The organism is Pseudomonas sp. PDM05 (assembly GCF_014851685.1).
In the GTDB taxonomy this organism is placed as follows: Bacteria; Pseudomonadota; Gammaproteobacteria; order Pseudomonadales; family Pseudomonadaceae; genus Aquipseudomonas.
The window spans coordinates 27,748-49,747 of record NZ_JACVAC010000019.1; the positions used below are offsets into that span (position 1 = coordinate 27,748).

Here is a 22,000-nt window from a genome sequence, read left to right on the forward strand (position 1 = left end):
CTAAACCCAGGCACCACGGTGTTTCAGGAATACCGAGGTGACGGGATTTAGGGCGGCTTCGCCCCCCGGCGCGGGGCAAGCCCGCTCACTACGGGTTTTATCAGTTAGGTTGGGTTGGCAGCATCAGCTCGATGCCGCGCTTGCGGATGCCGTCCGCCGCCGCCGGGGCGAGGGCGTCGTCGCTGATGATCACGTCGAACGGTTCCAACCCGGCAATCCGGTACATGCTGAAGGTGCCGTACTTGGAACTGCTTGCCACCAGCACCACCTGCGCCGCCGATTGCATGGCCACTTGCTTGACCTCGACCTTCAGCGCCGAGGGGGTGGTGATGCCACGGTGCAGGTCCCAGGAGCTGGTAGACATGAACGCGATGTCGGTGACCACCTGACGCAAGGTCGCCACCGCCAGCCCGCCGACCGAAGAATGGTTGTCATGGTCCAGCTGCCCGCCGGTGTGGATGACGGTCACCTGTTGCGCATCCATCAAGGCCTGCACAATGCCGAAGTCGTTGGTCACCACCGTCATCCCCGACAGCGCCTTGATATAGGGCACGATCTCCAGGGTGCTGGTGCCCGCATCCAGGTACACCGTCATGTCCGCGTGCAGCAACCGTGCGGCCAGGCGCGCCATGGCCTGTTTCTGCGGCAGTTCCACCACGGCCTTGGACTGATGGCTCGGCTCGCTGTGCAACTGGCTGGCGATACGCACCCCTCCGGTGACCGAATAGGCCCGGCCCTCCTGCTCCAGCAGCGCGATGTCGCGGCGCACGGTCATATGCGAGCAGTCGAACATCTCCATCAGTTGGTGCACGCTCATCACCTGATGCTTGCGCAACTGCCGCAGGATTTGCTCGCGACGCTGCTCGGGAATCATCGGGGTGCTGCTGTCGGCAGCAGTGTCCTTGGGGTTGGGCATTGGCGTTCCGGGTCGGTCTGGGGGCTGGTGCACATAGTAGCGAATACACGCAGCGTTCGCCTGCTCCCTGCAGGCGAACCCAGGCTGAGGTTATCTAGTATTTGAACCGGCCCACCAACCCCTTGAGCTGCCCCGAAATATCCGTAAGCCGGCCTGAACCGGCCTGCGCCGAGTGGGCGAAGCCTTCAACCAGTTGCGCATCGGCATGGATCTGCGCGATGTGCCGGTTGATCTCTTCGGCCACCTGGTGCTGTTCTTCGGCGGCGGTAGCGATCTGGGTGTTCTGGTCGCGGATCGAGTCCACCGAGCCCAGGATCTTGTCAAAGCTGTCGCGGGCCTGCTGGATGCGATCCACGCTGGTCTGCGAAACCAGCAGGCTGCCCTGCATCTGCAAGGTGACTTCCTGTGTGCGCCGGGCGAGGTTGCCCAGCAGGCTGTCGATCTCGCCGGTGGAATCGGCGGTGCGGCGGGCGAGGGCGCGCACTTCGTCGGCCACCACCGCAAAGCCGCGACCTTGGTCGCCGGCGCGCGCGGCTTCGATGGCGGCGTTGAGCGCGAGCAGGTTGGTCTGTTCGGCAATCGAACGGATGGTGTCGAGGATGGTGTTGATGTTCTGGCTGTCCTGCTCCAGCAACTGCATGGTCTGGGTCGACTTTTGCAGGTCTTCGCTGAGCTTGAGTACGCTGCCGGTGGCTTCGCCGATGTGTTGCTGGCCGTTATGTACGTCGCGGTAGCCCTCATCGGCACTGGTGGCGGCGGCGCTGCACGAGCGTGCGACTTCGTTGGAAGTGGCGACCATCTCGTTGAACGCGGTGCTGACCAGTTCCACGGCTTCGCGCTGGCGGCCGGCGGCCTGGTTCATGTTGTTGGCGACGTCGCTGGTGTCGGCGGCGGCGCTTTGCAGGTCGTTGGACGCACTGCCGATACGCTGCACCAACTGCGCAATCGCGCCGAGGAACTGGTTGAACCAGCCGGCCAGGGTCGCGGTTTCGTCCTTGCCTTGCACGCTGAGTTTACGCGTCAGGTCGCCTTCACCTTCGGCGATTTCCTGCAGGCCATCGGCCACGCCGCGGATCGGTCGCACGATCATGCTGGCGAAACTCGCACCGACGAGGGCGAACACCACGGCCAGCGCGGCGGCGATGGCGGCGATCAGCCAGGTCAGGCTGGAGGCGCCGGCCATCACCTCGTCGCGCTTGATCAGGCCGATGAAGCGCCAGCCCAGGTCTTTGGAGCTGACCACGTTGACCATGTAAGGCACGCCGTCGATCTCGATCTGGGTCGCGCCGTCAGTGCGCTTGGCCAGTTCGGCGTATTGCGGGCCGAGGTCGGCCAAGGGCTTGAAGTTGTGCTTGGCATCGCTGGGGTCTACCAGCACGTTGCCGTTGCCTTCCACCAGCATCAGGTAACCGCTGTCGCCCAGTTTGATGTTGCGCACCAGTTCGGTGAGTTGCTTGAGCGACACGTCCAGGCCAACCACGCCGAGGATGTTGCCGGTGGCGTCGGCAACGGTGTGCACGGTGCCGATCAGCACCACATCGTCCGGCGCCCAGTAGTACGCCCCGGTACGCACGGTAGTGCCCGGTGCGGCGATGGCGGCTTTATACCAAGGGCGCACGCGTGGGTCGTAGTTGTTCAGCTTGGTGTCGTCGGGGTAGCTGGCGTAACCGCCGTCGGCGAGGCCGAGGGACAGGTAGGCGGTGCTGGGGTGGCTTTTGGCGAACTGGTCGAAAATCGCCAGCAGCTCTTTATTCGTTTGGGTCAGGGGGATTTGCGCGGCGTCGGCACCGGCGTAGCTCTTGAGGTCTTTGGCTGCGACAACGCGCGGGTCCTTGGCCACATATTCAACGTTCTGGCTGATGCCGTCGAAGAATTGCTTCATGCCATTGTCGATCTGGCGGATCTCGCGGCTACTGCTGTCGAGGAAGTTGGCCACGGCCGCATCCCGCAGGTTCAGTACCACCAGCACGGCCACCAGGATCACCGGCACGCATGCGATGGTCGCAAACGCCCAGGTCAGCTTGTGTTTGATATTCATGACATCTCCCGCAGGGTACTTATTAGAGTTGGCAAGGCGGAGAAAAGCAGCGAAGAGCGTCGCATGTGTTGTTTTTAGGGGGGATTGCCCATGCGTACCCCCCATATATCGACCAGCAGGGCACGCACTTTAGGCGTTGGGCAGCGTTTAGCCGATACGCTCGCCACCCAGTGCATCGCGCTGCATCGATTGCAGGTTTTTTTCAATGGTTTCGCAGATGGTGTCCATCTGGATCTGGTGTTCGCTGGAGTAGAACGGGCTTTGCAGGTCGGTGCCGATACGCTCGATGGCCAGCAGCATGAAGCCCACCACCGTGGAGGCCAGCGGAGTGAACCAGCCGAGGGATTCCACCAGGCCCACCGGCACGATCAGGCAGAACAGTGAGATGAATAGGCGCGGGAAGTACACGTAGGGGTAGGGCAGTGGGGTGTTGGCGATGCGCTCCATGCCGCCCTGGGCGTTGGACAGGTCCACCAGGGTCGATTCCAGCCGCGCCAGGCGGATGCTGTCGAGGTGGCCGGCCTTGTACTCCCTGGCGAGCAACGTCGCCGAACCGGTAAGGATGTCGTTGGCAAAATTATTGGTGGCGCCGCTGCGGGCAAACTCATCGGCGGGGATAAACGCACGGACCTCGTCAGGGCACGGCTGGCCCTTGAGGTGCGCGGCCAGGCAATTCACATAGGCCACATGCCGACGCAGCAGGGTGGCCTTGACCGGGTTCACTTCGTCGTCCGCGTCATCCAGCAGCGTCAGCACCTGGCGCGCAAAGCTGCGCGAATTATTGACCATCGCCCCCCACAGCGTGCGCGCCTCCCACCAACGGTTATAGGCGCTGCTGTTGCGAAAACTGATCAGCACCACCAGCGCCGAGCCGAGCAGGGTCAGGGGCATCAGCGGCAGGTTGATCTTGTAGGTGAGGAACAGCATGAAGTCCACGGTGACGGCGACGTCCCACAGCAACAGCCAGAACAGGGCCCAACCGACGTAGCCCATGGTTTTGATGATCAGGCGGTATTTCTTGATGATGGCGGCTTTCAAACGACGACCTCGCGACGAGCGGTGGGCAACAGTGCCTTAGCTCGGACGCGGGGTAGGGGGGAAAGGTTCGCTGCTGAAACGTTTCTTATTGCTGGGCGAGGATGCTGGCGAGCAAGCCCGGGAAGCGGGTTTCCAGCTCATCGCCGCGCAATGAGTTCATGTGCGTGGTCCCCACACTGCGCGTCTGCACCAGCCCGGCATCGCGCAACACACGAAAGTGGTGGGACATGCTCGACTTGGGCCGCCCGCCATCCAGTTCGCCACAGCTGGCTTCGGCAACACCGGCCAGGCAACGCACGATTTCCAGGCGCACCGGGTCGCTCAGCGCGTAGAGCACGCGTTCGAGGGTGAGGTCTTGGACAAGGGGGTGTTTGAAGGCTCGCATGAAATGAATCATAACAGGGGGCTATCGCTGAATACTATAGTTCGATTACCATCGAACTATCGAATCAACCACCCCCTTGCTGGAGTCGTCCCATGGCCGCCTTGTTCGAACCGTTCAAACTCAAAGACGTCACCCTGCGCAACCGCATCGCCATCCCGCCGATGTGCCAGTACATGGCCGATGACGGCATCGTCAACGACTGGCACCACGTGCACCTGGCCAGCATGGCCCGTGGTGGGGCAGGGCTGGTGGTGGTCGAGGCCACCGCCGTGGCGCCGGAAGGCCGTATCACCCCGGGTTGCGCGGGGATCTGGAGCGATGCCCATGCGGCCGCGTTTGTGCCGATGGTCAAGGCGATCAAGGCTGCCGGCTCGGTGCCGGGCATCCAGATCGGCCACGCCGGGCGCAAGGCCAGTGCCAACCGCCCGTGGGAAGGCGATGACCATATGCCCGCTTCCGACGCCCGCGCATGGGAAACCATCGCGCCGTCGGCGATTGCCTTTGGTGCCAACCTGCCACAAGTGCCTCGCGCCATGACCCTGGACGACATCGCCCGCGTACGCCAGGACTTCGTCGACGCCGCCCGCCGTGCCCGCGACGCCGGTTTTGAATGGATCGAGTTGCACTTCGCCCACGGCTACCTGGGCCAGAGTTTCTTCTCCGAACACTCCAACCAGCGCACCGACGCCTACGGTGGCAGCTTTGACAACCGCAGCCGCTTCCTTCTGGAAACCCTGGCCGCCGTGCGCGAAGTCTGGCCGGAAAACCTGCCGCTGACCGCGCGTTTCGGTGTGCTCGAATACGACGGCCGTGACGAGCAGACCCTCACCGAATCCATCGAACTGGCCCGTCGTTTCAAGGCCGGTGGCCTGGACCTGTTGAGCGTCAGCGTCGGCTTTACCATCCCGGACACCCATATCCCGTGGGGCCCGGCATTCATGGGCCCGATTGCCGAGCGCGTGCGCCGCGAAGCCGGTATCCCGGTGACTTCGGCGTGGGGGTTTGGCACGCCGCATCTGGCGGAAGAAGCCTTGCAGGCCGGGCATCTGGACCTGGTTTCGGTCGGCCGTGCCCATTTGGCTGATCCGCATTGGGCGTACTTTGCGGCCAAGGAACTGGGCGTGGAGAAGGCGTCGTGGACCTTGCCGGCGCCTTACGCGCATTGGTTGGAGCGCTATCGCTGATTGGCGATAACGCCAAGGCTGGAAAAAATCCAACGGTGGGAGGGGGCTTGCTCCCTCCCACCGTTGCTTCGCGTCAAGCCGATACAAAGTGGTTACCCGAAAAATAGTGAATGAGAACGCATATCAATTGATCTGCGGTTGGTATAGCATCGCGCCGCGAAAATCTGGCAGCTATGCCGCTCCATTTGGCTCATTCACTAGGTTCATCATTCATGCGTCGTACCCTGGTTTCCATTTGTGTGCTTCAGGCGTTTTCCCCCTTCACCTGGGCAGAAGTCGCCCCGACCGACAAAGCCAGCGTGGAGTTGCAAGCCACCTCCATCACCGGCACCGCGGACTACGAGACCGCCCAAGGCCCGGTCAAGGGATACCTCGCCACACGTTCCGCCAGTGCGACGCGCACCGACACCTCGATCCATGAAACCCCGCAATCCATCAGCGTAGTGACCAAGGATGCCGTCGAAGACATCGGCGCCACCCGCCTGCAAGACGCGCTGGACTACGCCGGCGGCGTCGGCCGTGCCAACAACTTCGGCGGCCAGGGCCTCACTACCTTCACTGTGCGCGGTTTCACCACCGGCGAGTTCTACCGCAACGGGTTCCCGATCAACCGTGGCTACCCGAACATGCCGGACGCCAACACCATCGAACGCCTCGAAGTACTGCGCGGCCCGGCCACTATGCTGTACGGCCGTGGCGACCCAGGCGGCACCTTCAACGTGGTGTCCAAGCAACCACTGCCCGAGCGCACCGTGACCCTGGGCAGCCAACTGAACGACCAAGGCATGAAGCGCGGCACCCTCGACGCCTCCGGCCCGCTGGATGACGAAGGCCGCCTGGCCTATCGCCTGAACGTGGTGGGCGAGGGCGGCGAGACCTTTCGTGATCATGTGGAAACCGAGCGCTACGGCGTGACGCCGGTGATCACCTGGCAGGCCAGCGACGACACCAAGGTGATCTTCGAAGGCGACTTCATGCGCAACAACCACCCGCTGGACCGTGGCCTGACGCGCTTCGCCAATCAAAAAGGCACCGCGTCCCGCGATACGTTCTGGGGCGACAAGGATGTGGGCAAGCTGCACAACGACAACAGCATGGCGCAGTTGCGCTTTGAGCATCTGCTGAATGAGAACTGGACCTTGGGCGGTGGATTCCAGTGGTTGGATGGGACGTTGCAGGGCAATGCTATTGAGGCCAACGGTCCCGCCAGCCTGAACGCCGACGGTCGCACCCTGCAACGCAACTTCAACTACCGCAAGCTGGAATGGACCGACAAAGACACCCAGCTCAACCTCACCGGGCATTTCTCCGCAGGCGGTTTCGAGCACACCTTGCTGACCGGTGTCGAATTTGAACACTACGACTACAAATCGATCATCCAGCGCTCCAGTGCGGCGGCTGGCACTTACCCCATCGACATCTTCGATCCGGTCTACGGCCAGGCACGTCCGCCGCTCACCCGCACACCGACCCATGACAAGGAAAACCTCAAGACTTACGCCGCATTCGTGCAGGACCAGGTTGCGCTCACCGAGCGCCTGAAAGTGCTGGCCGGCGCGCGTTTCGAGCGCTTCGAACATGACTACGAAAGCTATGTGAGCGGTGTCAAACCCTGGAGCGCCGCGGACAACGCGGTCACTCCGCGCGTGGGTGTGACCTACGACCTCACCGACACCGTAGCGGTCTACGCCGACGCTGCGCGTTCGTTCAAGCCAAACACCGGCGCGGCCCGCGTCGGTGGCGGGTTCGAGCCGGAGAAGGGCAAGTCCTATGAGATGGGCGTGAAGTGGGAAGCACTGGATCGCCAGCTGAGCGTCGATGCCGCGATCTATCAGATCGAGAAGAAAAACGTCCTCGCCACCGACCCGGTGGATTCGGCCTTCAGCGTTGCCGCAGGCCAGGTGCGCAGCCGTGGTTTCGATCTCAACGTGGCGGGCAACCTTACGCCGCAATGGCGGGTCATCGGCGGCTATGCCTATGTAGACGCCGAAGTCACCAAGGACACCACGCTCCGCTCCGGCACCCGCCTGATGAACATCCCGCGCAACAGCTTCAGCCTGCTCAACGTGTACGAGTTCCAGGACGGCACGCTGAAGGGCCTTGGCCTGGGTGCAGGTGCCAAATACGTGGATGAGCGCGCAGGCCAGACGGCAAACACCTCGTTCGCCATGGATGCCTACACCGTCGTCGACCTGCTTGGCTACTACAAGGTCAACGACAAAGTACGCCTGAACCTCGACGTGAAAAACCTGTTCAATCGCGAGTTTGAAGAAGGTGCGTTCGGTAATATCTACGCCTACCCCGGTGCTCCCCGCACCGTCCAGGTCGGCATCGCCTACACCCTGTAAAACCCCGCGCGGCTTGCAGCCAATTGCAAGCCGCGTCACACCCCTGACAAATCCCCGCCGATAAGCATTTACGTCCACCCCCATTCGATGAGAAAAGCATGTCCATTTTCCCGGATATGGACATCTCATGCCTCGTTCAACCCTGATAGCCCGTGTGCTTTTCACGCTGGTGGTCGTCCTGGCGCTCTGGTATTGCTGGATTCTCATCAGCGCCACCCAGCAAATCGGCGGCGCCAGCCCCGCTCAACAGACCCTCGGCACCTTGCCCGGCGTGCGACCACGGGCGGTCGCCAAGGACTGCACCGGGGTGGTGGTGACCGCCCAGGGCACGTGGCTGGTGGGGCGCGTGGAAAATGAATATGAACAGTTGGCGCCGTCGGCCGAGCGCATCGACCTGAATGGGTTGGTTGCCGGCAAACCACGGGACACGTCCCAAACCAGCGTTATCGCGCGCCTGGATGCCGACGGCGTGTTCAAGCCGGTAGCGCAGGTCAGTGGTACGGCGTGCCTGGTGACGAGTGCAGACGGTGCAAGGGTTGTGCTGTTGACGGACATTTATCGGGCCGACGATGGGGGCGCCCAGAACGTGGTGTTTCGCAGCGATGACCAGGGCAAAAGCTGGGCGTGGCTGCGCGACGGGTTTTTCCCTGACGTGAGCGGTGCGGCCACCACGATCACGCCGTACTTCTACGGCAAGGACGAGGTCTGGGCCTGGCGCTGGGCCGACGACATCGAGCCGCTGTCCGGGGTGTTTTACTCCGCCGATGGCGGTGCCCACAGCACGCCGATCACGGTGACAGAGCCGCTGGCAGTGACCGCCGACTACGTGCGCAGCCAGCACCCGGACATCCAGGAGTGGCGCGACTCGGTCGACCAACTCACCCACGTCCTGCAAGTCAGCCCGCAGCGTGCGTTTATCTGGGTGTCCCAGCGTTATTGGGCCAGCCATCCCGATGGCAAGAGCGATAACCTGGCGTTCAGCGTCACCACCCGTGTGCAGGTGCAACGCGTGGCTGGGCAGTGGCAAGTGGAGAGCCTGCAGCGGGACAACGGCCTGTATATCTCCGAACTGGCCGACAACGGCGCCGGTCGTGTGATCGGGCTGATCGACCAGGGCTCCGGCGGTCGCACGCTGGTCGCCGAGCTGGACACGGGCAGCCTGGCCTGGAAACCCCTGGGCGAGCTACCCAACGTGTTCTCCCCACTGCCCGCCAAGACCCAGGCGTTCGGGCTGTGGGTAGGACGTAACAGCCTGCTGGTCAACACCTACAGCGGCCACCGTCCGCCGCGTTGGCTGTATTGGTGGGGTGAGGCGAACATCTCGGCCGACGCGGTGTTCTATTCCCAGGACTGGGGCCAGTCCTGGAAACGCCTGGCGTTGGACGGCTACATGGGCGTGCGCGGGTTTGAGGGGAAAAGCGACCGGGTGATCTGGAGCCAGCAGGATTACGGCGCCGACACCGTCCTCAACACCTACCGCTTGCACCAAACCCCGTAGTGAGCGGGCTTGCCCGCGCCGGGTGGCGAAGCCGCCCCAAATCCAGCCCCCCCGGTTTTTCTGAAACACCGCGGCGCACCGTTTGGGGCGGCTTCGCCACCCAGCGCGGGCAAGCCCGCTCACTACAGGGGGGTGAGGACGTTCATGACGGTGTCCAGCGCTACGCGTGTGTCGTCCAGCTGCACCAGAGAGGCATGCCGCGCACCCAGTGCGTCGCGGTTCTGGATCGCGGTGAGGATCGCCTTGTGCCGGGGCAGGCTCAGGCCCTGGATGTCGGGGCGGCGGTTGGTGATGTTGATCGATTCGCGCAGCGGCAACGACAGCATGTTGCACATGTAGGCCAGCAGGTCGTTGCGCGTGGCGTCGGCGATGGCGCGGTGGAAGTCCAGGTCGGCCTGTAGCAGCTCCTCGTGGGTCTTCGCGGTTTCCATGCCCAGGTAGGCTTTTTCGATGGTGGCGATGTCTTCATCGGTAGCCGTGGTCGCGGCCATGGCGGCGATTTCCGGTTCGAGGATGCGCCGCACACCGGCCAGGGTGTTGAAGAATTCGCTGTGGGGCGTGGACTGCATCAACCAGGACAGCACGTCCGGGTCGAGCAGGTGCCATTTCAAGCGTGGCCGTACCACCGCGCCGACCCGTGGCTTGGAATACACCAGGCCCTTGGCGCTGAGCACCCGCGTCGCCTCGCGCAACACCGAGCGGCTGACCTTGTACTCCTCGCAGAGCGTGGCCTCCAGGGGCAGCTTTTCTTCGGGCTTGAAGCGCCCGGAAACGATGTGCATGCCCAAGTCCTGAACGATCTGGGCATGCATGCTCTTGCGCGGCTTGGGCGGCTGGTGATCCATAACGACGGGGAGGCTCTGGCTTAAAGACGCCGCATCATAGCATCCCAATTAGTGGGAATGCCGGGGGACTTCCGCCCCTCGGCAGCCCACCAGGAAGTCAAAGTCGCAACCCTGGTCCGCCTGCAACACATGGTCGATGTACAGCTGGCGATAGCCGCCGACGATCAGCTTCTGCGGCGGTGCAAGATCGGCCATGCGCGCCGCCAGTTCGGCGTCGGGGATGTCCAGGTGCAGGCGCCCGTTGGCGCAGTCCAGCTCGATCCAGTCACCTTCCTGCACCGTGGCCAACGGCCCGCCAGCCGCCGCTTCCGGCGCCACGTGCAAGACCACGGTGCCGTACGCGGTGCCGCTCATGCGCGCGTCGGAAATCCGCACCATGTCCGTCACGCCCTGGGCCAGCAGCTTGGCCGGCAAGCCCATGTTGCCCACCTCGGCCATGCCCGGGTACCCCTTCGGCCCGCAGTTTTTCATGACCAGAATCGAGTTGGCATCCACGTCCAGTTCCGGGTCGTTGATGCGTGCCTTGTACATGTCGAAGTTCTCGAACACCACCGCACGGCCGCGATGCTGCATCAGTTCCGGGCTGGCGGCCGACGGCTTGAGCACCGCACCCAGCGGCGCCAGGTTGCCGCGCAAGACGCAAATGCCGCCGTCGGCGCGGATCGGGTTGTCGAGGGTGCGGATCACTTCATCCCTGCCGTAGATCGGTGAGTCCTTGGTGTTCTCGCCGAGGGACTTGCCGTTCACGGTCAGCGCATTCGGATGCGGGATCAGGTTGGCTTCACCGAGGCGGCGCAACACGGCGGGCAGGCCGCCGGCGTAGTAGAACTCTTCCATCAGGAAGCGCCCCGACGGCTGCAAGTCGACGATGGTCGGCATGCCGCGGCCCATGCGGGTCCAGTCGTCCAGGTCGAGTTCGACGCCGATGCGTCCGGCGATGGCTTTGAGGTGAATCACCGCGTTGGTCGAACCGCCGATGGCCGCGTTCACGCGGATCGCGTTTTCAAACGCCTCTTTGGTGAGGATCTTCGACAGCTTCAAGTCTTCACGCACCATCTCCACCGCACGCATGCCAGACATGTGCGCCAACACATAACGTCGCGCATCCACCGCCGGAATCGCCGCGTTGTGGGGCAGGGAAGTACCCAGCGCCTCGGCCATGCAGGCCATGGTCGAGGCGGTGCCCATGGTGTTGCAGGTGCCCGCCGAACGCGACATGCCGCCCTCGGCCGCGAGGAAATCGTCCAGGGTAATCGTGCCGGCCTTGACCTGTTCGCTGAGCTGCCAGACCACTGTGCCCGAACCGATGTCCTGGCCCTTGTGCTTGCCGTTGAGCATTGGCCCGCCGGTGACCACGATGGCTGGTACGTCGCAACTGGCGGCGCCCATCAGCAGGGCGGGGGTGGTCTTGTCGCAGCCGGTCAGCAGCACCACGCCGTCAATCGGGTTGCCGCGAATCGCTTCCTCCACGTCCATGCTCGCCAGGTTGCGCGTGAGCATGGCGGTAGGGCGCAGGTTGGATTCGCCATTGGAGAACACCGGGAATTCCACCGGGAAGCCACCGGCCTCGATCACGCCGCGTTTGACGTGCTCGGCGATCTGGCGGAAATGCGCGTTGCACGGGGTCAACTCCGACCACGTATTACAAATGCCGATGATCGGTTTGCCATGGAACTGATGGTCGGCAATGCCCTGGTTCTTCATCCAGCTGCGGTACATGAAGCCGTTCTTGTCGGCAGTACCAAACCACTGGGCGGAGCGTAGGCCGGGCTTTTTATCAGACATGATCGATTCTCTTATTGTATGACTATATGTTCTATGCGTGCTTAAACATAAGCGCAAAATCGCTGCTTTGGAAGAGTTGTTTTGCAAATAGTCCTACTATATAGTCTTTCTCAACTGAGGTATGACCCTGGCGGATTTTCGCGAGAGGCGTCCCCCGAGCTTCTATAAAAACAACAATCCGGAGATCGACCCATGAGCCAGGAACTGCGGCTTATTCGGCGCATCACGCTGAAACTGATTCCCTTCCTGATCCTGCTGTACCTGATCGCCTACGTGGACCGTTCCGCCGTGGGCTTTGCCAAGTTGCACATGGGCGCCGACGTCGGCATCGGCGACGCCGCCTATGGCCTGGGCGCGGGGCTGTTCTTTATTGGCTACTTCCTGTTCGAGATCCCCAGCAACCTGATGCTCGACCGCTTCGGCGCACGGCGCTGGTTTGCGCGGATCATGATCACCTGGGGCACGATCACCATCGGCATGGCCTTTGTGCAGGGCCCGCACAGCTTCTATGTGATGCGCTTTCTGCTCGGCGCGGCGGAGGCGGGGTTCTTCCCTGGCGTTCTGTACTACATCACCCAGTGGTTCCCGGTGCGCCATCGCGGCAAGATCCTCGGGTTGTTCATCCTCTCCCAGCCCATCGCGATGATGATCACCGGCCCGGTGTCCGGTGGTTTGCTGGGCATGGACGGCATCCTCGGCCTGCACGGCTGGCAGTGGCTGTTCATCGTCATCGGCACCCCGGCGATCCTGTTGACCTGGCCGGTGCTGCGCTTCCTGCCGGACGGGCCGAAGCAGGTCAGCTGGATGAGCGCCGACGAGAAGGCCTGGCTTACCGGCGAATTGAACAAAGACCTGCAAACCTACGGCCAGACCCGCCACGGCAACCCGTTGCATGCCTTGAAAGACAAACGCGTGTTGCTGCTGGCGCTGTTCTACCTGCCGGTGACCCTGAGCATCTACGGGCTGGGCCTGTGGCTACCGACTCTGATCAAGCAGTTCGGCGGCAGCGACCTCACCACGGGTTTCATCTCCGCCGTGCCTTACCTCTTCGGCATTATCGGCCTGCTGATCATCCCGCGCAGTTCCGACCGCTTGAACGACCGCTACGGCCACCTTGCGGTGCTCTACGTACTGGGCGCCATCGGGCTGTTCTTCAGCGCCTCGCTCAGTGTGCCGGTGCTGCAAATGGCCGCGCTGTGCCTGGCGGCATTCGCGATGTTTTCCTGCACCGCAGTGTTCTGGACCTTGCCGGGGCGCTTCTTTGCGGGGGCCAGCGCGGCGGCGGGCATTGCGTTGATCAACTCGGTGGGCAACCTCGGCGGCTATATCGGCCCGTTCGTGATCGGTGCGCTCAAGGAATACACCGGCAACCTCGCTTCGGGCCTGTACTTCCTGTCCGCTGTGATGGTGTTCGGCCTGCTGCTGACCGGCGTGGTCTACCGCCTGCTGGAACGCAAGCACGTGCTGCCCGCCGACCAATTTGCCGCCAGCGCCCGTGGCGCCACACGTACTTGATTCAAGGAGAAAAGGCATGCGTTTAGTTCAGTTTGAAGTGCACAACAGTGAGCGTCGGGTCGGCGTGGTACAGGGCGCGCAATTGCGCGAAGTGCAGGGCGCCCGCAGCGTGCGGGAATTGGCCCTGGCCGCCATCGAAGCCGGCGTCGGCCTGGCGCAACACGTGAACAGCCTGGGCCTGGGCGCCAGCCACGATTACGCGGCATTGCTCGCCGCGCTGAAAATCCTGCCACCGCTGGATCACCCCGACCCCGCTCACATGCTTATCAGCGGCACCGGCCTGACCCACCTGGGCAGCGCCGCGGCCCGCGACAAGATGCACCAGGCCGGTGACGACACCGCCCTGACCGATACCATGCGCATCTTCAAATGGGGCGTGGAGGGCGGCAAACCCGCTGCCGGCCAGGCGGGTGTGCAACCGGAGTGGTTCTACAAGGGTGACGGCAGCATCGTCGTGCGCCCCGGCGCCGCGTTCCCGGTGCCACCCTTTGCCGAAGACGCCGGTGAAGAGCCGGAAATCGGCGGCCTCTACGTCATCGGCCCGGACAGCCGGCCTTATCGCGTCGGCTTCGCGGTGGGCAACGAGTTCTCCGACCACGTGATGGAGCGCAAGAACTACCTGTACCTGGCCCATTCCAAACTGCGCAGTTGCAGCTACGGCCCCGAGCTGCGCATCGGCGAGCTGCCCGCGCATTTGTCGGGCAGCAGTCGCATCCTGCGCAACGGTGAAGTGATCTGGCAGAACGAGTTCCTCAGCGGCGAGGCCAACATGTGCCACAGCCTGGAAAACCTCGAATACCACCACTTCAAGTACCGCCAGTTCCTCACGCCGGGCGATGTGCACGTCCACTTCTTCGGCACCGCCACGTTGTCATTCGCCGACGGTATACGTACCCAGCCGGGGGATGTGTTCGAGATCAGCCAGGCCGAATTCGGCGCGCCGTTGGTCAATAGCGTCGGCAGCAGCGATGCGGCATTCGAACCCGGCCACGTCCTCACCCTTTAAGGAGCCCCTCATGTCCCAGTTTCTCGGCCACAACTACATCGGCGGCCAGCGCAGCGCCAACGGCAGCGTCACACTCAAGAGCGTCGACGCCAGCACCGGCGAAGCCTTGCTCCAGGATTTTTACCAGGCCACCGCGCAGGAAGTCGACGCCGCCGCCAAGGCCGCCGCGCAGGCCTACCCGGCCTACCGTGGATTGAGTGCAGCCCGGCGTGCGCAGTTCCTCGATGCGATCGCCGATGAGCTGGATGCGTTGGGCGATGATTTTGTCGAGCTGGTCTGCCGCGAAACCGCGCTGCCCGCTGCCCGCATCAAAGGCGAACGCGGGCGCACCAGCGGCCAGATGCGCCTGTTTGCCAGCGTGCTGCGGCGCGGTGATTTCTACGGCGCACGCATCGACAAGGCGTTGCCGGAGCGCCAGCCACTGCCGCGCCCGGACCTGCGTCAATACCGCATCGGCCTGGGCCCGGTCGCCGTGTTTGGCGCGAGCAACTTTCCCCTGGCGTTTTCCACGGCCGGCGGTGATACCGCGGCTGCGCTGGCCGCAGGCTGCCCGGTAGTGTTCAAGGCCCACAGCGGGCACATGGCGACCGCCGAGCGCGTGGCGGACGCGATTATCCGCGCCGCCGACGCCACCGGCATGCCAGCCGGTGTGTTCAACATGATCTTTGGCGCGGGCGTCGGCGAGGCGCTGGTCAAGCACCCGGCGATCCAGGCCGTGGGCTTTACCGGCTCGCTCAAGGGCGGGCGTGCGTTGTGCGACATGGCGGCGGCGCGGCCGCAACCGATCCCGGTGTTTGCCGAGATGTCGAGCATCAACCCGGTGCTCGTGCTGCCCGAGGCGCTCAAAGCCCGCGCCGAAACCATCGCCCGCGATCTGACCGCCTCGGTGGTGCAGGGTTGCGGCCAGTTCTGCACCAACCCTGGCTTGGTGATCGGCATCGCCTCGCCGGCCTTCACCGCGTTCACCCAACAAGTGGCGCAATTGATCGGCGATCAACCGGCACAAACCATGCTCAACGCCGGCACCCTGGGCAGTTATGGCAAGGGCCTGGAAAAACTCCTCGCACACCCCGGCATCGAGCATCTGGCGGGCAACCCGCAGGCGGGCAATCAGGCGCAGCCGCAGCTGTTCAAGGCTGATGTGCGCCTGTTGATCGACGGCGATGAAGTGTTGCAGGAAGAAGTCTTCGGCCCCACCACGGTATTTGTCGAAGTGGCTGATCAGGCTCAGCTCAGTGCCGCTTTGCACGGCCTGCATGGCCAGCTCACCGCAACCCTCATCGGCGAGCCGAATGACCTGCAACAGTTCGCCGAACTCACGCCGCTGCTGGAACAGAAAGTCGGGCGCATCCTGCTCAACGGTTACCCCACCGGCGTCGAAGTCTGCGACTCGATGGTACATGGCGGCCCGTACCCGGCAACGTCCGATGCCCGTGGCACCTCGGTCGGCACCCTGGCCATCGACCGCTTCCTGCGCCCCGTGTGCTTCCAGAACTACCCTGATAGCCTGCTGCCCGACGCGTTGAAAAACGCCAACCCGTTGCGTATCCAGCGGTTGGTGGATGGCACGCCATCGCGTGACCCGCTGTAAGACGCAGACCTGAGAACAACAACAATCCAGGAGGCAACATGTCGTTTCACGCCGTTACCGCACACCGTGCGCAACTGGGGGAGAGTCCCTTCTGGGACGTGCCCACCCAGGCGCTGTACTGGGTCAATATCGCCGGCAAGCAGGCGCTGCGCCTGATGGGCGGGCAGTTGCAGGTGTGGCAGTTGCCCGAGCATGTCTCGGCGTTCATCCCGTGTGAGCGCGGCGATGCGTTGGTGACGTTGAGCAGTGGTGTGTATCGCCTGGATCTGGTCACCGAAGCCCTGACGTTGTTGTGCGTCGCCGACCCGCAGCCGGGCAACCGCAGCAATGAGGCGCGCTGCGATGCCCGGGGGCGCCTGTGGCTGGGCACCATGCAGAACAACATCGGCGAACAGGGTGAAGACCTGCCGATTACGCGCCGTTCCGGCGGCCTGTTTCGTATCGATGCCGATGCGCAGGTCACGCCGTTGCTCGGCGGCTTGGGCATCCCCAACACCCTGCTGTGGAACGAGGATGCCAGCCTGGTGCACTTCGGCGACAGCATGGACCGCACGCTGTACCAGTTTGCAATCCGGCCGGACGGCCAACTCGACCCCGCGCAGGCGTGGTTCGGCGCCCACGCACGCGGCGTGCCGGACGGCTCGGCGATGGACGTTGAAGGCTACCTGTGGAATGCGCGCTGGGATGGCAGTTGCCTGCTGCGTATCGCGCCAGATGGGGAGGTGGACCGCATCATTGAACTGCCTGTCAGCCGTCCCACCAGTTGTGTGTTCGGTGGGCCGGACCTTACCACCCTGTATATCACCAGTGCCGCCAGCCCTTTGGATCACCCGTTGGACGGTGCCGTGCTGGCAATGGAAGTGGATGTGCCCGGAAAGCCTTGCACGCGTTTCGCCGGATAACGAGCGAGCCTGAGCTGTGGTGAGGGAGCAAGCTCCCGCGCCACAAGAACCGTTCTACCTAAAAACAACAACAAGGAGTCACCCTATGAATCGTCGTCGTGGTATCCGTTCCCTGTGCGCCGCCGCCGTAGCGGTCTCGGCCATGAGCTTGAGTGGGCTGTTGCTGGCCGCTGAAGAAGTGAAGATCGGCTTTCTGGTCAAGCAGGCTGAAGAACCGTGGTTCCAGACCGAATGGGCCTTCGCCGAAAAAGCCGGCAAGGACCATGGGTTTACCGTGATCAAGATCGCCGTGCCCGATGGCGAGAAAACCCTTTCGGCCATCGACAGCCTCGCGGCCAACGGCGCCAAGGGCTTTGTGATCTGCCCGCCGGATGTGTCCCTCGGCCCGGCCATCGTCGCCAAGGCCAAGGCCAACGGCCTCAAAGTGATTGCCGTGGATGATCGCTTCGTCGATGCCAAGGGCGCCTTTATGGAAGACGTGCCGTACCTGGGCATGGCGGCCTTCGAAGTTGGCCAGAAACAGGGCGCGGCCATGGCGGCCGAAGCGAAAAAACGTGGCTGGGACTGGAAAGACACCTACGCGGTGATCAACACCTTCAACGAACTCGACACCGGCAAGAAACGCACCGACGGCTCGGTCAAATCCCTGGAAGAGGCCGGCATGCCCAAGGATCACATCCTGTTCACGGCGGCCAAGACCCTCGACGTCCCCGGTAGCATGGACGCGACCAACTCGGCCCTGGTCAAGCTGCCCAGTGGCGCGAAAAACCTGATCATCGGCGGCATGAACGACAACACCGTGCTTGGCGGCGTGCGCGCCACCGAAAGCGCCGGCTTCAAGGCGGCCAACGTGATCGGCATCGGTATCAATGGCACCGACGCCATCGGCGAGCTGAAAAAGCCGAACAGTGGTTTCTTCGGTTCGATGCTGCCGAGCCCGCATATCGAGGGCTACAACACCGCGAAAATGATGTTCGACTGGGTCACCAAGGGCACGGAACCGGCGAAGTACACCGCCATGGATGAAGTGACGCTGATCACCCGCGACAACTTCAAGGAAGAACTGACCAAAATCGGGTTGTGGCAATGACCGCTGCGGCCCTGCGCTTTGACGGCATCGGCAAGACCTTTCCCGGGGTCAAGGCGCTGGATGGCATCAGCTTTACCGCCCACCCGGGGCAGGTGCACGCCCTGATGGGCGAGAACGGTGCGGGCAAGTCGACGCTGCTGAAAATCCTTGGCGGCGCCTACATTCCCAACAGCGGCTCGCTGCACATCGGCGCGCAGACCATGGCCTTCAAATGCGCCGCCGACAGCATCGCCAACGGCGTGGCGGTGATCCACCAGGAGCTGCACCTGGTGCCGGAAATGACCGTCGCCGAAAACCTGTTCCTCGGGCATTTGCCGTCGCGGTTCGGCGTGGTCAATCGGGGCTTGCTGCGCCAGCAGGCCCTCGCTTGCCTCAAGGGCCTGGCGGATGAAATCGACCCGGCCGAAAAGCTCGGCCGGCTGTCCCTGGGCCAGCGCCAACTGGTGGAAATCGCCAAGGCGCTGTCCCGTGGCGCCCATGTGATCGCGTTTGACGAGCCCACCAGCAGCCTGTCGGCGCGGGAGATCGACCGCTTGATGGCGATCATCACGCGTCTGCGCGACGAGGGCAAAGTGGTGCTCTACGTGTCGCACCGCATGGAAGAAGTGTTCCGCATCTGCAACGCGGTGACGGTGTTCAAGGACGGCCGCTTCGTGCGCACCTTCGATGACATGAGCGCGCTGACCCATGACCAGTTGGTGACGTGCATGGTCGGGCGCGACATCCAGGACATCTACGATTACCGCCCGCGTGACCACGGCGAAGTGGCGTTGAAGGCCGACGGTTTACAAGGCCCCGGCTTGCGTGAACCGATCAGCTTTGACGTGCGCAAAGGCGAGATTCTCGGCCTGTTCGGCCTGGTCGGGGCAGGGCGCACCGAACTGTTGCGTCTGCTCAGCGGTTTAGAGCGCACCAGCGCCGGTCGCCTGGAACTGTGCGGCGCGCCGCTGCAACTGCGCTCACCGCGCGATGCCATCGCCGCCGGGGTGCTGCTGTGCCCCGAAGACCGCAAAAAGGAAGGCATCATCCCGCTGTCCAGCGTCGCCGAGAACATCAACATCAGCGCCCGTGGCGCCCATTCGGCGTTCGGCTGGTTGTTGCGTGACGGCTGGGAAAAGGGCAACGCCGAGCACCAGATCAAGGCGATGAAGGTCAAGACGCCGAATGCCGAGCAGAAGATCATGTACCTCTCCGGCGGCAACCAGCAGAAGGCCATTCTCGGCCGCTGGCTGTCGATGCCGATGAAGGTGCTGCTGCTCGACGAACCCACCCGCGGTATCGATATCGGCGCCAAGGCCGAGATCTACCAGATCATCCATAACCTCGCAGCCCAGGGCATTGCGGTGATCGTAGTGTCCAGCGACCTGATGGAAGTGATGGGCATCAGCGACCGCATCCTGGTGCTGTGCGAAGGCGCGCTGCGCGGCGAACAAACCCGCGCGCACGCCACTGAATCCAACCTGCTGCAACTGGCCCTGCCGCGCAGCCTGGCGAACTGAGAGAGAACCATGACCACTCAACACAACGCGCTGCCCACGGCACGCAAACCCCTGGATGTGCGCGCACTGCTCGACAACTGGGCGATGCTGCTGGCGGCGGTGAGCATCTTTTTGCTGTGCGCCTTGCTTATCGACAACTTCCTTTCACCGCTGAACATGCGCGGCCTGGGCCTGGCGATTTCCACGGTGGGCATCGCCGCCTGCACCATGTTGTTCTGCCTGGCGTCGGGGCACTTCGACCTGTCGGTGGGCTCGGTGATTGCCTGTGCCGGGGTGGTCGCGGCCATCGTGATGCGCGATACCGACAGCGTGTTGCTCGGCATCGGCGCGGCATTGCTGATGGGCCTGGTCGTCGGGCTGATCAACGGCATCGTCATCGCCAAGTTGCGGGTCAACGCGCTGATCACCACCTTGGCGACCATGCAGATCGTGCGCGGCCTGGCCTACATCTTTGCCAACGGCAAGGCGGTGGGCGTGTCCCAGGAACAGTTCTTCGTCTTCGGCAACGGCCAGTTGCTGGGCGTGCCAGTGCCGATCCTGATCACCATCCTGTGCTTCCTGTTCTTCGGCTGGCTGCTCAACTACACCACCTACGGGCGCAACACCATGGCCATTGGCGGCAACCCGGAGGCCGCGCTGCTGGCCGGGGTGAACGTGGATCGCACCAAGATCCTCATCTTCGCCGTGCACGGCCTGATCGGCGCGCTGGCCGGGGTGATCCTGGCGTCACGCATGACCTCTGGCCAGCCGATGATTGGCCAGGGCTTCGAGCTGACCGTGATCTCGGCCTGCGTGCTGGGCGGGGTGTCGTTGAGTGGTGGGGTGGGCATGATCCGTCACGTGATCGCCGGGGTGTTGATCCTGGCGATCATCGAGAATGCGATGAACCTGAAGAACATCGACACGTTCTACCAGTACGTCATCCGTGGCTCGATCCTGTTGCTGGCAGTCGTCATCGACCGCATGAAACAACGCTGACTCCAAGCCATGTGAGGAACCAAATGTGGGAGCGGGCTTGCTCGCGAATGCGGTGTATCAGATTCAAATGTGTTGACTGACACACCGCATTCGCGAGCAAGCCCGCTCCCACAGTTTTAGTCCGCGGTGAATCTGAAAATGGTGTTCTGGGTGTAGGTCTGGCCTGGGTTCAGGCGGGTGGATGCAAAGTTCGGCTGGTTGGGCGCATCCGGAAAATGCTGGGTCTCCAACGTAAACCCACTCCAATGCAGATACGTTTTGCCGGCTTTACCCTTCACCGAACCATCGAGGAAGTTGCTGGTATAAAACTGCACCCCAGGCTCCGTGGTAAACAGCTGCAAGCGCCGTCCCGACTCAGGATCACGCACTTCGGCCGCCAGTTTTTTCACGTCGCCCTTGCTATCCAGCGCCCAGTTGAAATCAAACCCACCGCTCTTGGGCTCGGCAAACTTGAGCTGCGGATGATCGTCCTTGATGTGCTGCCCAATTGGCGTCGGCGTGAGGAAGTCCATCGGCGTGCCCTTGACGGGCGCCAGTTCGCCTGTCGGGATCAGGGTGGCATTGACCGGCGTGTAATGGCTGGCGTGCAGGGTGGCGACCTGCTTGAGAATGTCGCCATTACCTGCGCCTGCCAGGTTGAAGTAGCTGTGGTTGGTCAGGTTGAGCACCGTGGGTTTGTCGGTGGTGGCCTTGTAGTCGATGTGCAGTTCGTTGTTGTCGTTGAGGCGGTAGGTGACTTCGGTCTTGAGGTTGCCGGGGAAGCCCATCTCGCCGTCCTTGGACAGGTAGGTGAGGGTCACGCCCACCGAGTCCTTGGCCTTGATTGGCGTGGCGGTCCACACATGTTTGTCAAAGCCCTGGGCGCCGCCGTGCAACGCATTGGGGCCGTCGTTGAGCGGTACTTGGTAGCGCTTGCCGTCGAGTTCAAACGCGCCGCCGGCCAGGCGATTGCCAAAGCGCCCGATGGTCGCGCCAAAAAACGCCGTGCCGGCCTGGTAGCCCTGCACATCGTCGAAGCCGAGCACCACGTCTTCGACCTTGCCGTGTTTGTCCGGCACCTTGAGCGCCTGCAACACGCCGCCGTAGGTGATCACCGTGGCTTGCATGCCATGGCTGTTACGCAGGATGTACTGTTCGACGGCGGTGCCGTCGTTGGTTTTACCGAAGGGTTTGTGCTCGCTGCTCAGGCCTGCCGCCTGAGTGCCGCCACTGGCGATCAGCATGGACATGGCCAGGCCCGAGAGCAGGTATCGAGGGTGCTTCATGGTCGAACTTCCTTTTGTTGTTTTGAGTGGAATAGTTCTACTAATGTGCGATATTTTGTCTGTTGGACAGCGAATTTATAGCCTTTAAACAGGTTTTTGCAAAATAAAATAAGACTA

General features: G+C 63.0%; 16 protein-coding genes and 2 pseudogenes. 10 read left to right on the plus strand and 8 right to left on the minus strand.

Annotated elements, in window-relative coordinates; all coding sequences use genetic code 11:
* Positions 1-100 precede the first annotated feature (100 nt).
* From IB241_RS25215 to IB241_RS25230, 5 genes and pseudogenes are all read right to left on the minus strand, one after another.
* The gene (locus tag IB241_RS25215) at positions 101-916 is read right to left on the minus strand and encodes a DeoR/GlpR family DNA-binding transcription regulator (RefSeq protein ID WP_192300894.1); all 816 of its coding nucleotides are present in this window, start codon (positions 914-916) and stop codon (positions 101-103) included.
* 94 nt (positions 917-1,010) lie between these two features.
* A pseudogene (locus IB241_RS28040) lies at positions 1,011-1,526 on the minus strand (methyl-accepting chemotaxis protein); the annotation flags it as partial.
* Between the two features lie 345 nt (positions 1,527-1,871).
* Positions 1,872-3,059, minus strand: a pseudogene (locus IB241_RS28045) (cache domain-containing protein); the annotation flags it as partial.
* Between the two features lie 42 nt (positions 3,060-3,101).
* Entirely contained in the window at positions 3,102-3,992 is an 891-nt protein-coding gene (locus IB241_RS25225) for a bestrophin family protein (protein ID WP_192300896.1), read from the minus strand.
* A gap of 85 nt (positions 3,993-4,077) precedes the next feature.
* A complete protein-coding gene (locus IB241_RS25230; protein WP_192300897.1) occupies positions 4,078-4,389 on the minus strand; it encodes an ArsR/SmtB family transcription factor in 312 nt (103 codons plus the stop codon).
* Positions 4,390-4,469: 80 nt separating this feature from the next.
* Here IB241_RS25230 and IB241_RS25235 point away from each other — a divergent pair, with 80 nt between their 5' ends.
* The 3 genes from IB241_RS25235 (at position 4,470) to IB241_RS25245 (ending at position 9,407) form a co-directional block, all read left to right on the plus strand.
* Positions 4,470-5,561, plus strand: a complete 1,092-nt coding sequence (locus tag IB241_RS25235) for an NADH:flavin oxidoreductase/NADH oxidase (protein WP_192300898.1) — start codon at positions 4,470-4,472, stop codon at positions 5,559-5,561.
* Positions 5,562-5,773: 212 nt separating this feature from the next.
* Entirely contained in the window at positions 5,774-7,909 is a 2,136-nt protein-coding gene (locus IB241_RS25240; protein WP_192300899.1) for a TonB-dependent siderophore receptor, read from the plus strand.
* 127 nt (positions 7,910-8,036) lie between these two features.
* Positions 8,037-9,407 carry a hypothetical protein gene (locus tag IB241_RS25245; protein ID WP_192300900.1) on the plus strand — a complete coding sequence of 457 codons (1,371 nt, stop codon included), beginning with the start codon at positions 8,037-8,039 and terminating at the stop codon, positions 9,405-9,407.
* Positions 9,408-9,529: 122 nt separating this feature from the next.
* Here IB241_RS25245 and IB241_RS25250 read toward each other — a convergent pair whose 3' ends face one another.
* Together IB241_RS25250 and IB241_RS25255 are read right to left on the minus strand one after the other, a co-directional pair.
* Positions 9,530-10,252 (minus strand): FadR/GntR family transcriptional regulator, encoded by a 723-nt coding sequence (locus IB241_RS25250; RefSeq protein WP_017739605.1) that lies wholly within the window; start codon positions 10,250-10,252, stop codon positions 9,530-9,532.
* A gap of 48 nt (positions 10,253-10,300) precedes the next feature.
* A complete protein-coding gene (locus IB241_RS25255; RefSeq protein WP_192300901.1) occupies positions 10,301-12,037 on the minus strand; it encodes an IlvD/Edd family dehydratase in 1,737 nt (578 codons plus the stop codon).
* Between the two features lie 192 nt (positions 12,038-12,229).
* Here IB241_RS25255 and IB241_RS25260 point away from each other — a divergent pair, with 192 nt between their 5' ends.
* The 7 genes from IB241_RS25260 to araH all read left to right on the plus strand — a co-directional run bounded on the left by IB241_RS25260 (position 12,230) and on the right by araH (position 20,618).
* On the plus strand, positions 12,230-13,552 hold the full coding sequence (locus tag IB241_RS25260) for an MFS transporter (protein ID WP_192300902.1): 1,323 nt from the start codon (positions 12,230-12,232) through the stop codon (positions 13,550-13,552).
* A gap of 16 nt (positions 13,553-13,568) precedes the next feature.
* Entirely contained in the window at positions 13,569-14,558 is a 990-nt protein-coding gene (gene araD1, locus IB241_RS25265; RefSeq protein ID WP_192300903.1) for an AraD1 family protein, read from the plus strand.
* Between the two features lie 10 nt (positions 14,559-14,568).
* On the plus strand, positions 14,569-16,149 hold the full coding sequence (locus tag IB241_RS25270; protein WP_192300904.1) for an aldehyde dehydrogenase (NADP(+)): 1,581 nt from the start codon (positions 14,569-14,571) through the stop codon (positions 16,147-16,149).
* A gap of 38 nt (positions 16,150-16,187) precedes the next feature.
* Positions 16,188-17,051, plus strand: coding sequence for an SMP-30/gluconolactonase/LRE family protein (locus IB241_RS25275; RefSeq protein ID WP_192300905.1), 864 nt, complete (start codon positions 16,188-16,190; stop codon positions 17,049-17,051).
* Positions 17,052-17,136: 85 nt separating this feature from the next.
* Positions 17,137-18,141 (plus strand): substrate-binding domain-containing protein, encoded by a 1,005-nt coding sequence (locus tag IB241_RS25280; RefSeq protein ID WP_192300906.1) that lies wholly within the window; start codon positions 17,137-17,139, stop codon positions 18,139-18,141.
* Positions 18,138-19,640 carry an L-arabinose ABC transporter ATP-binding protein AraG gene (gene araG / locus IB241_RS25285; protein WP_192300907.1) on the plus strand — a complete coding sequence of 501 codons (1,503 nt, stop codon included), beginning with the start codon at positions 18,138-18,140 and terminating at the stop codon, positions 19,638-19,640. The genes IB241_RS25280 and araG overlap by 4 nt, the downstream gene beginning before the upstream one ends.
* A 9-nt stretch (positions 19,641-19,649) precedes the next feature.
* A complete protein-coding gene (araH, locus tag IB241_RS25290) occupies positions 19,650-20,618 on the plus strand; it encodes an L-arabinose ABC transporter permease AraH (protein WP_192300908.1) in 969 nt (322 codons plus the stop codon).
* A 116-nt stretch (positions 20,619-20,734) separates the two neighbouring features.
* Here the strand turns inward: araH and IB241_RS25295 are convergent, their stop codons facing one another.
* On the minus strand, positions 20,735-21,883 hold the full coding sequence (locus IB241_RS25295) for an aldose epimerase family protein (protein ID WP_192300909.1): 1,149 nt from the start codon (positions 21,881-21,883) through the stop codon (positions 20,735-20,737).
* Positions 21,884-22,000: the final 117 nt, after the last annotated feature.

Coding starts and splice junctions, on each gene's coding strand:
- IB241_RS25215 (WP_192300894.1), bottom strand. CDS start 916: ATGCCCAACCCCAAGGACACTGCTGCCGACAGCAGCACCCCGATGATT.
- IB241_RS25230 (WP_192300897.1), bottom strand. CDS start 4,389: ATGATTCATTTCATGCGAGCCTTCAAACACCCCCTTGTCCAAGACCTC.
- IB241_RS25235 (WP_192300898.1), top strand. CDS start 4,470: ATGGCCGCCTTGTTCGAACCGTTCAAACTCAAAGACGTCACCCTGCGC.
- IB241_RS25240 (WP_192300899.1), top strand. CDS start 5,774: ATGCGTCGTACCCTGGTTTCCATTTGTGTGCTTCAGGCGTTTTCCCCC.
- IB241_RS25245 (WP_192300900.1), top strand. CDS start 8,037: ATGCCTCGTTCAACCCTGATAGCCCGTGTGCTTTTCACGCTGGTGGTC.
- IB241_RS25250 (WP_017739605.1), bottom strand. CDS start 10,252: ATGGATCACCAGCCGCCCAAGCCGCGCAAGAGCATGCATGCCCAGATC.
- IB241_RS25255 (WP_192300901.1), bottom strand. CDS start 12,037: ATGTCTGATAAAAAGCCCGGCCTACGCTCCGCCCAGTGGTTTGGTACT.
- IB241_RS25260 (WP_192300902.1), top strand. CDS start 12,230: ATGAGCCAGGAACTGCGGCTTATTCGGCGCATCACGCTGAAACTGATT.
- araD1 (WP_192300903.1), top strand. CDS start 13,569: ATGCGTTTAGTTCAGTTTGAAGTGCACAACAGTGAGCGTCGGGTCGGC.
- IB241_RS25270 (WP_192300904.1), top strand. CDS start 14,569: ATGTCCCAGTTTCTCGGCCACAACTACATCGGCGGCCAGCGCAGCGCC.
- IB241_RS25275 (WP_192300905.1), top strand. CDS start 16,188: ATGTCGTTTCACGCCGTTACCGCACACCGTGCGCAACTGGGGGAGAGT.
- IB241_RS25280 (WP_192300906.1), top strand. CDS start 17,137: ATGAATCGTCGTCGTGGTATCCGTTCCCTGTGCGCCGCCGCCGTAGCG.
- araG (WP_192300907.1), top strand. CDS start 18,138: ATGACCGCTGCGGCCCTGCGCTTTGACGGCATCGGCAAGACCTTTCCC.
- araH (WP_192300908.1), top strand. CDS start 19,650: ATGACCACTCAACACAACGCGCTGCCCACGGCACGCAAACCCCTGGAT.
- IB241_RS25295 (WP_192300909.1), bottom strand. CDS start 21,883: ATGAAGCACCCTCGATACCTGCTCTCGGGCCTGGCCATGTCCATGCTG.